This is a genomic window from Rugosimonospora africana, from assembly GCF_016862975.1.
Classification (GTDB): Bacteria; Actinomycetota; Actinomycetes; order Mycobacteriales; family Micromonosporaceae; genus Rugosimonospora; species Rugosimonospora africana.
Genome location: NZ_BONZ01000184.1, coordinates 1 through 977 on the forward strand (window position 1 = coordinate 1; position 977 = coordinate 977).

Here is a 977-nt window from a genome sequence, read left to right on the forward strand (position 1 = left end):
ACGGTACGGTTCCGGCCGGTGCCGCGCAGGTCGTGGTCACGTTGACGTTCACCATGGGCGGTGCGGGTAACAACGACGCCAGTGCCGACAACCTGAGCCTTGTCATCGGTGACCGGGCGGTGCCGACGGGTCAGACCTGGGACTCGACGGCGACGTGTCCGCATCCGGCGACGGTCGCGTTGGGCGCCAATCTGATCGCGAACCCGGGTGCCGAGGACTACACCGACCATGAGGTGGCCGGTGCGGCCAGCGGCGGCGGTGTGGCGGCCGGCCACCAGGTCGTTCCGGATTGTTGGGTCAGCCACGCCGACCTGCCCGCACCCGATCCCGTGCTGGAGTCGGGCAACGCGACCTACGCCGGTAAGGACGGCGGTCGCCTGTTCTGGGGTGGTACCACGCCGGGCACGGCCCCGAACCCGGCGCCTCCGGGTTTCACGACGCAGGTTCAGGGCATTACCACCACGGCCACCCAGCTGGTCGATGTGAGTTCGTTGAACGCGGGTGGGCAGCCGTACAAGTTGGCGGGTCTGCTCGGTGGCTATTCGACCCAGGCCGATTTCGCGATGCTGTCCGCGACGTTTCAGGGCTCGGGTGGGAACACGCTGGGTACGGAGCGCCTCGGTCCGGTCACGGCGGCGGAGCGCAACAACGTCACGGGGTTGTTCCCGACGTGGCGCTACGGCACTGTCCCGGCCGGTACGGCGAAGGTGCTCATCACCCTTGAGCTGACCGCGATCGACTCGGGTGCGGACAACAATGGCATCGCGGATGATCTGAGTTTGACGTTTGGGCCGGATGCGAAGCCGGTGCCGCAGAGTTATGACGCGACTTCCTCGGCGGTCTGCCCGGCTGCGGACGCGGTGATGCCGGCGTTGGACAGCAACCTGATCGCGAACCCGGGTGCGGAGGACTTCGTCGCGGCGAACACTCTCGGTGCGCCGGTCGACGACGGGGTCACCGTCCCGGCGTGCTGGGTC

At 68.2% G+C, this 977-nt stretch carries 1 pseudogene; it reads left to right on the forward strand.

The annotated features are described in order from the left end of the window. A pseudogene (locus Raf01_RS49125) lies at nt 1-977 on the forward strand (hypothetical protein); the annotation flags it as partial.